This is a genomic window from Staphylococcus equorum, assembly GCF_001747895.1.
GTDB lineage: Bacteria > Bacillota > Bacilli > Staphylococcales > Staphylococcaceae > Staphylococcus > Staphylococcus equorum_A.
The window spans coordinates 87,366-93,365 of sequence record NZ_LNNB01000020.1 but is presented as its reverse complement, the minus strand read 5'-3'; the positions used below and the strand labels follow the sequence as shown (position 1 = coordinate 93,365).

Genomic DNA, 6,000 nt, shown 5'->3' with positions numbered 1-6,000 from the left:
TTCAGTTTTCAATGTTCATTAATGTTTCTATTGGAGCGGGTGATGGGAATCGAACCCACAACATCAGCTTGGAAGGCTGAGGTTTTACCATTAAACTACACCCGCATATTAATAATATGTAATATTTTTGGTGCGGCCAAGAGGATTTGAACCTCCACGGGATTTCTCCCACTAGGCCCTCAACCTAGCGCGTCTGCCGTTCCGCCACGGCCGCTCGCAAAACGGTTTGTTTATTAAGTTAACATTATATATTGTAATATACTTTTAATGTCTTGTCAACACGTTTTTAAAGTTAATTTAATAAAGTTAATACTTACTTAACTCAATTGCCTATTAATTTCGCAACGTTTATTATCTTATAATATAATCGACTCATCGTCAACAGAAAAAACAAACAAAAATGAGTAAAATGTTCTAGTTATAAGTTGGATTTAACTATTGATGGTAAAATACACATTAAAAATCACCTGAATAGGTCTTTTTTACTTAAATTCCACTTCTATTTTACTTCAAAATAAAAAAACGAGCTAAAATCTACCGTTTTAGCTCGCCCTTTTATAATAACTCCTATTATTGCACTATATCATGTTCAATCAATTTACCTTTACAATGTCCACACATCATTTTTTTCGTGTTTACTTTTCTTATTCTCGGAAATTGGGCACCGCATGTATTACATTTATACATATACTTCGCACGATCTTCATATTTTTCTACAGCTGAACAAAATCTTGGAGCGCCTGTTAACTTACTCAACGCTTTAAAGTCCTTATCCTTGTGCTGGAATCCCTTTCCTTGTAAATGTAAATGATAATGACATAATTCATGCTTAATAATATCTTCAACTGCTTTTTCACCAAATTTAGTGTACTGCTTATCATTAACTTCAATATTATGAGATTTTAATAAGTAGCGACCGCCAGTTGTTTTTAAGCGTTTATTAAAATATGCTTTATGTTTAAATGAACGCTTAAAGTATGATTCAGATATCGTCTCTGTTAATCTTTGGAGCGTTTCATTATCCATGTGGATCAATCATAGTTAATGATACCTTACCTTTTTTATCATCAATATCAAGTATCCAAACATCTACAATATCTCCAACACTAACAATATCCATTGGATTCTTCACAAACTTCTTAGATAGTTTTGAAACATGTACAAGCCCATCTTGTTTGACTCCAATGTCTACAAAGGCACCAAAGTCTACAACGTTTCTAACTGTACCGCTTAGCTTCATATTTTTTGATAAATCTTCGATTGATAAAACGTCTGATTTTAGAATAGGTGTTTCAAATTCATCACGCGGATCTCTATTTGGGGCAATCAACGATTTTATGATATCTTCTAATGTTGGTTGACCTATGTTCAATTTTTCAGCCATTTCCTCTATATTTAAGTGATTTAATGCTGATTTTAAATTTTCTGTGCCAAGATCTTCAGCTTTCATATTGATTTCATTTAATAATTGATACGTTGCTCTGTAGCTTTCAGGGTGAATTGAAGTATTATCTAATGGTTCACTACCATCGACAATTCTTAAAAAACCGATACTTTGTTCAAATGTTTTAGCACCTAAACGCTTAACTTTTGCAATATCTTTGTTATGTTTGATTGCACCGTTTTCTTCACGATAGTTGATTATGTTTTGTGCAATCGTTGGTGATAAACCAGAAACATATTGGAGTAGTGAGCGTGAAGCTGTATTAACATCCACACCTACTTGGTTCACTGCTGTTTCAACCACAAATGTTAACGCCGCTTCAAGTGCTTTTTGATTAACATCATGCTGATATTGACCTACACCTATTGATTTAGGATCGATTTTAACAAGTTCACTCAATGGATCTTGCACTCTTCTACCAATTGAAACTGCACTACGTTCTTCAACTTGGAAATCCGGGAATTCTGTTCTAGCGACTTCTGATGCAGAATATACTGACGCGCCCGCTTCATTCACAATAATGAATTGCACCTTCAAATGATGTTCTTGAATCATAGATGCTACAAATTGTTCAGTTTCACGACTAGCTGTCCCATTACCTATTGCGATAAGTTCTACGTCATAATCTTTAACAAATTTAACGAATATTTTTTCAGCATCTGCTTTTTTATTAATTGGAGGGTGCGGATACATCACGTCTTTTGCAACAAATGTACCGAACGGATTAATAACTGCAAGTTTGCACCCTGTTCTAAATGCTGGATCCACCCCAAGTATTTGTTTACCTTTCATTGGTGGTTGTAACAATAAATTTCTTAAATTTTCACTAAAGACATCAATAGCATGGTTTTCAGCTTTTTCTGTTAGATCCCCTCTTATTTCTCTTTCGATAGAAGGCATAATTAATCTTTTCAAGCTATCTTTAATGGCATCTTCAATTATATAATTACCTTCATGATTTGTAGTTATTTCATTTTTGCGAATGAAGTTTTCAATGCCTTGTGTATCCATTTCTAATTTTACTGATAATACTTTTTCTTTTTCTCCACGGTTCACAGCTAAGACTCTATGATTAGCAATTTTTTTCACTGGTTCGCTGTAATCATAATACATAGAAAATGTTTCTTTTTCGTCTTCAGCATTCTTTTTCTTTTGTGTAATAATATTGCCATGTTGAAATGTATCTTTAAGGATTTTAGTTCTATATTTAGGCGCATCCGAAACTAATTCTGCAATAATATCTTGCGCACCTTTTATAGCAGCTTCAATAGTTTCTACTTCTTCGTTTAAAAATTGTTGTGCTTTATTTTCGATTGTTGTGTCTAAGTTAGATTGTTTCAGCCATTTTGCAAATGGTTCTAAGCCTTTTCTCTTAGCTTCCGTAGCTCTCGTTTTCTTTTTTTGTTTGAATGGTCTATATAAATCTTCAACACGCTGGAGTTTTGTTTGTTTTAAAATATCACTTTTTAAGTCTGCTGTTAATAAACCTTGTTCTTCTACATTATGTATAACTTCTTCTTTTCTTTTTTGAAGGTTAACCATATATTGATATTCATCATCTATTTGTTTAATTTCTACTTCATCTAATCCACCTGTTTGCTCTTTTCTATAGCGAGCTATAAAAGGTACCGTGTTTTTATCCTCTAGGAGTGATAACACTGAATTAATTTGTTTTGTTGTGAAATTGTATTTCTCTCTTATAGATTGTATTAGATTACTATCCATAGAATCCTCCGCTCATTTATTTCTCTTTTTATTTTACTTTCTTTAACATTTTAACATATTTAATAGTAACCACTGTTCAAAACGTCATGCTTTATTAAAGTGATAGCAACTCGTATATAAATTAAAATAAGACAGCTCCCTAATTTATAGGAACGCTGCCTTATATTTTATTCAATCATTGATTAGCGGCTTCTTGTAATTTCTTGATTGCTGTTCTTTGTAATCTTGAAACATGCATTTGGCTTAAACCAATTCTTTCTCCAGTTTCTTTTTGGCTTAAACCTTCAATAAATGTACATTGAATAATTTGTCTTTCTCTTTCATTTAATATTGGTAAAATCCTTTCCAATATCATACGTTTTTCAGTTAAATCATAATTGTCATCTTGCTGACCCATAATATCTAATAAAGTAACTGTAGAACCATCTTTGTCTGCTTCAATCGAATGATCAACACTTAATGCGTTATAACTTTGACCCATTTCCATTGCTTCTAGCACATCTTCTTCATTTACTTCAAGTCGATCCGCTATTTCTGCAATAGAAGGAGAACGTTCTAACTCATTTGTTAATTCATCAGTTACTTTTTTAATACGAGGTCCAATCTCTTTGATTCTTCTTGGTACATGGACGCTCCATGTTTTATCACGTAAATAACGCTTAATCTCACCAATGACCGTTGGTACTAAAAAGGCTTCAAACTTTCTATCAAAGGATAAGTCAAATCGGTTTATTGCACCAATCAAACCAACCATACCAACCTGAACGAGGTCTTCATGATGAGATTGACCTTTTGAATATTTATATGCCAATGATTCGATTAACTTTCTATAATGTCTTACGAGTTTATCTTGAGCATCTTTGTTTTCGTCATTTTGATGCTGCGTTATCCATTGGTTAATTTGTTCAGGTGATACATCATTAACTGATTTCGACTCTTTCGCCATTATTTCGCACCTGCTCTTTTTTAATATACTTTATCATACTGATTGTTACGCCTGATTGTTTATCGACTGTAACTTCATCCATTAAAGATTCAATTAAAAACAGACCAAGACCGCCTTCTCTTAGGAAATCTATGTTTTCGTTTTCTTTATATGGCCCTAATTGTGCTTTTGTCTCTTCATAATCAAAACTTTCACCTTGATCTGAAATTACAATCTTGATTTTATCATCGAAAATTTCAAAGCATAGATTAATCATACCCACATCTTCTGGGTTATCTTTATATGCATGTTTTACTGCATTCGTTACTGCTTCGCTCACTGCAATCTTCGCATCTTCTATGTCGTCATACGAAGCGCCTGCACGTGAAAAAACGCCTGACAGTGTTAAACGTATTAAACTCACGTATTCTGCAGATGCTGGTAAACGCATTTCTATATAATCTTGTTTAAGTTGCATGTTATTCGACCTCCGTTCCTTCATTAACATGCATCAAATCTTTTAATCCTGTTATATCAAATAGTCGACTTATTCGATCTGAAACACCTAATATATATAATTCTTTATCATGTTGGTTTAACGCTTTTAATGTACCAACAAATACGCCTAATCCCGTTGAATCCATGTAACTCACGTTTTCTAAATTTACATGTAAATCATGAGTTCCTTCTTGTCTCATCGGCACTAAAACTTCTTCTAGTTCTGGAACAGTATAAACGTCTAGTTCTCCGCCAACTTTAACCTCGTAATGAGTATCATGTGTTACCGTTTCGATATTAAGATTCATAACTTTACACTCCTAATTATAGTCTCATAATAACTTCCATACCCTTAAATCAAATAACTTAACCTTAACTATGATAAAACTAATTAACTCTTTTTATAATTAGAATTGTTAAATCATCTCTCTTGTCAGGGTTTTGTATTTTCAAAATCGCTTCATATAAAAGTTGAACGATATCTTGTGGATGCATATGCTTATACTTGTGAATCATCGTTAAAAGATGGTTTTTATCTAAGAAATCTCCTGCTTCATTTCTAACTTCTGTGACACCATCTGTAAATATAATAACTAGGTCATCTAAAAATACAGGGATTTCTTGTTGCTTATACCTCGTTTGCTCGCTGACACCTAACACTCTACCTCTAACGCTGATTTCTTCAAATTCTTCAGTTTCTGCTCTATATACATATCCTGGTTCGTGCCCAGCAGAGCTACAATATAATAAATGATTTAACTCTTCATATAGTCCATAGAACATCGTTACAAACATATTCTGATTGACGTTTTTCTCTACTACTCGGTTGAGTCGCTTTAAGCCATCACTCGGAAGTTGAGAATGACCATAAGAGTCCATGCCAAATTTTATCATACTCATTGCAAGTGCAGCTGGTATACCTTTACCTATAACGTCTGCCACTGCGAAACTCATTGTGCCATCTTTATGGTCTATTAGGTTAAAATAGTCACCACTTACTTTTTGCGCTGCTACTGATATAACACCGATTTGTATGCTATCAAATTGAGGAATATCCGTTTTAAGCATTGTTTGCTGCAAACGAGAGGCTAAATCAATCTCTTTATCGTGATATTGTAGACGATTTACTAATTCTTGATAATCTCTATAACTATACCCAAACCCTCTGACTACTTCTTTAAGCACATTAAAAGTTTCTAAAATTTGAGTTTCATTTAAATTTAGCACTCTGACATAATCTCTATGAATTTCAACTATATCTTCTGGTAATAAATCTCTTTTTATCACTTCATCTGTAAAGCTTTCACACTTTTTCATAAAATCCGTAGCATCTATAGTGTGCAAACTTTCGTCAATTAGCGCTTTATATTGATTTTTGAATTCTTCCATGTAGTAATTCCTCCTAAAA

6 protein-coding genes and 2 tRNA genes are annotated in these 6,000 nt (G+C 33.1%); all 8 read right to left on the bottom strand.

All coding sequences use genetic code 11. The features are described from left to right. Positions 1 to 31: 31 nt before the first annotated feature. Positions 32 to 105 (bottom strand) — tRNA-Gly (locus AST02_RS10380). A 23-nt stretch (positions 106 to 128) separates the two neighbouring features. Beyond that, positions 129 to 214, bottom strand: a tRNA-Leu gene (locus tag AST02_RS10375). A gap of 356 nt (positions 215 to 570) precedes the next feature. Next, complete coding sequence (locus tag AST02_RS10370; protein ID WP_046466106.1) at positions 571 to 1,026, bottom strand: SprT family protein; 456 nt, start codon at positions 1,024 to 1,026, stop codon at positions 571 to 573. Then, a complete protein-coding gene (locus AST02_RS10365; RefSeq protein WP_069817702.1) occupies positions 1,019 to 3,169 on the bottom strand; it encodes a Tex family protein in 2,151 nt (716 codons plus the stop codon). Before AST02_RS10365 ends, AST02_RS10370 begins: the two co-directional genes overlap by 8 nt. A 175-nt stretch (positions 3,170 to 3,344) precedes the next feature. Further along, positions 3,345 to 4,115, bottom strand: a complete 771-nt coding sequence (gene sigB / locus AST02_RS10360; RefSeq protein WP_002507114.1) for an RNA polymerase sigma factor SigB — start codon at positions 4,113 to 4,115, stop codon at positions 3,345 to 3,347. Further along, entirely contained in the window at positions 4,090 to 4,572 is a 483-nt protein-coding gene (gene rsbW / locus AST02_RS10355) for an anti-sigma B factor RsbW (RefSeq protein ID WP_046466108.1), read from the bottom strand. Before rsbW ends, sigB begins: the two co-directional genes overlap by 26 nt. 1 nt (position 4,573) lies before the next feature. After that, a complete protein-coding gene (locus tag AST02_RS10350) occupies positions 4,574 to 4,900 on the bottom strand; it encodes an anti-sigma factor antagonist (protein ID WP_002511417.1) in 327 nt (108 codons plus the stop codon). A 79-nt stretch (positions 4,901 to 4,979) separates the two neighbouring features. Then, positions 4,980 to 5,981, bottom strand: a complete 1,002-nt coding sequence (locus tag AST02_RS10345) for a SpoIIE family protein phosphatase (protein WP_069817701.1) — start codon at positions 5,979 to 5,981, stop codon at positions 4,980 to 4,982. Positions 5,982 to 6,000: the final 19 nt, after the last annotated feature.

Bases quoted from the DNA above. Each gene is read 5' to 3' on its own strand.
- AST02_RS10370 (WP_046466106.1), bottom strand. From the start codon at position 1,026: ATGGATAATGAAACGCTCCAAAGATTAACAGAGACGATATCTGAATCA.
- AST02_RS10365 (WP_069817702.1), bottom strand. From the start codon at position 3,169: ATGGATAGTAATCTAATACAATCTATAAGAGAGAAATACAATTTCACA.
- sigB (WP_002507114.1), bottom strand. From the start codon at position 4,115: ATGGCGAAAGAGTCGAAATCAGTTAATGATGTATCACCTGAACAAATT.
- rsbW (WP_046466108.1), bottom strand. From the start codon at position 4,572: ATGCAACTTAAACAAGATTATATAGAAATGCGTTTACCAGCATCTGCA.
- AST02_RS10350 (WP_002511417.1), bottom strand. From the start codon at position 4,900: ATGAATCTTAATATCGAAACGGTAACACATGATACTCATTACGAGGTT.
- AST02_RS10345 (WP_069817701.1), bottom strand. From the start codon at position 5,981: ATGGAAGAATTCAAAAATCAATATAAAGCGCTAATTGACGAAAGTTTG.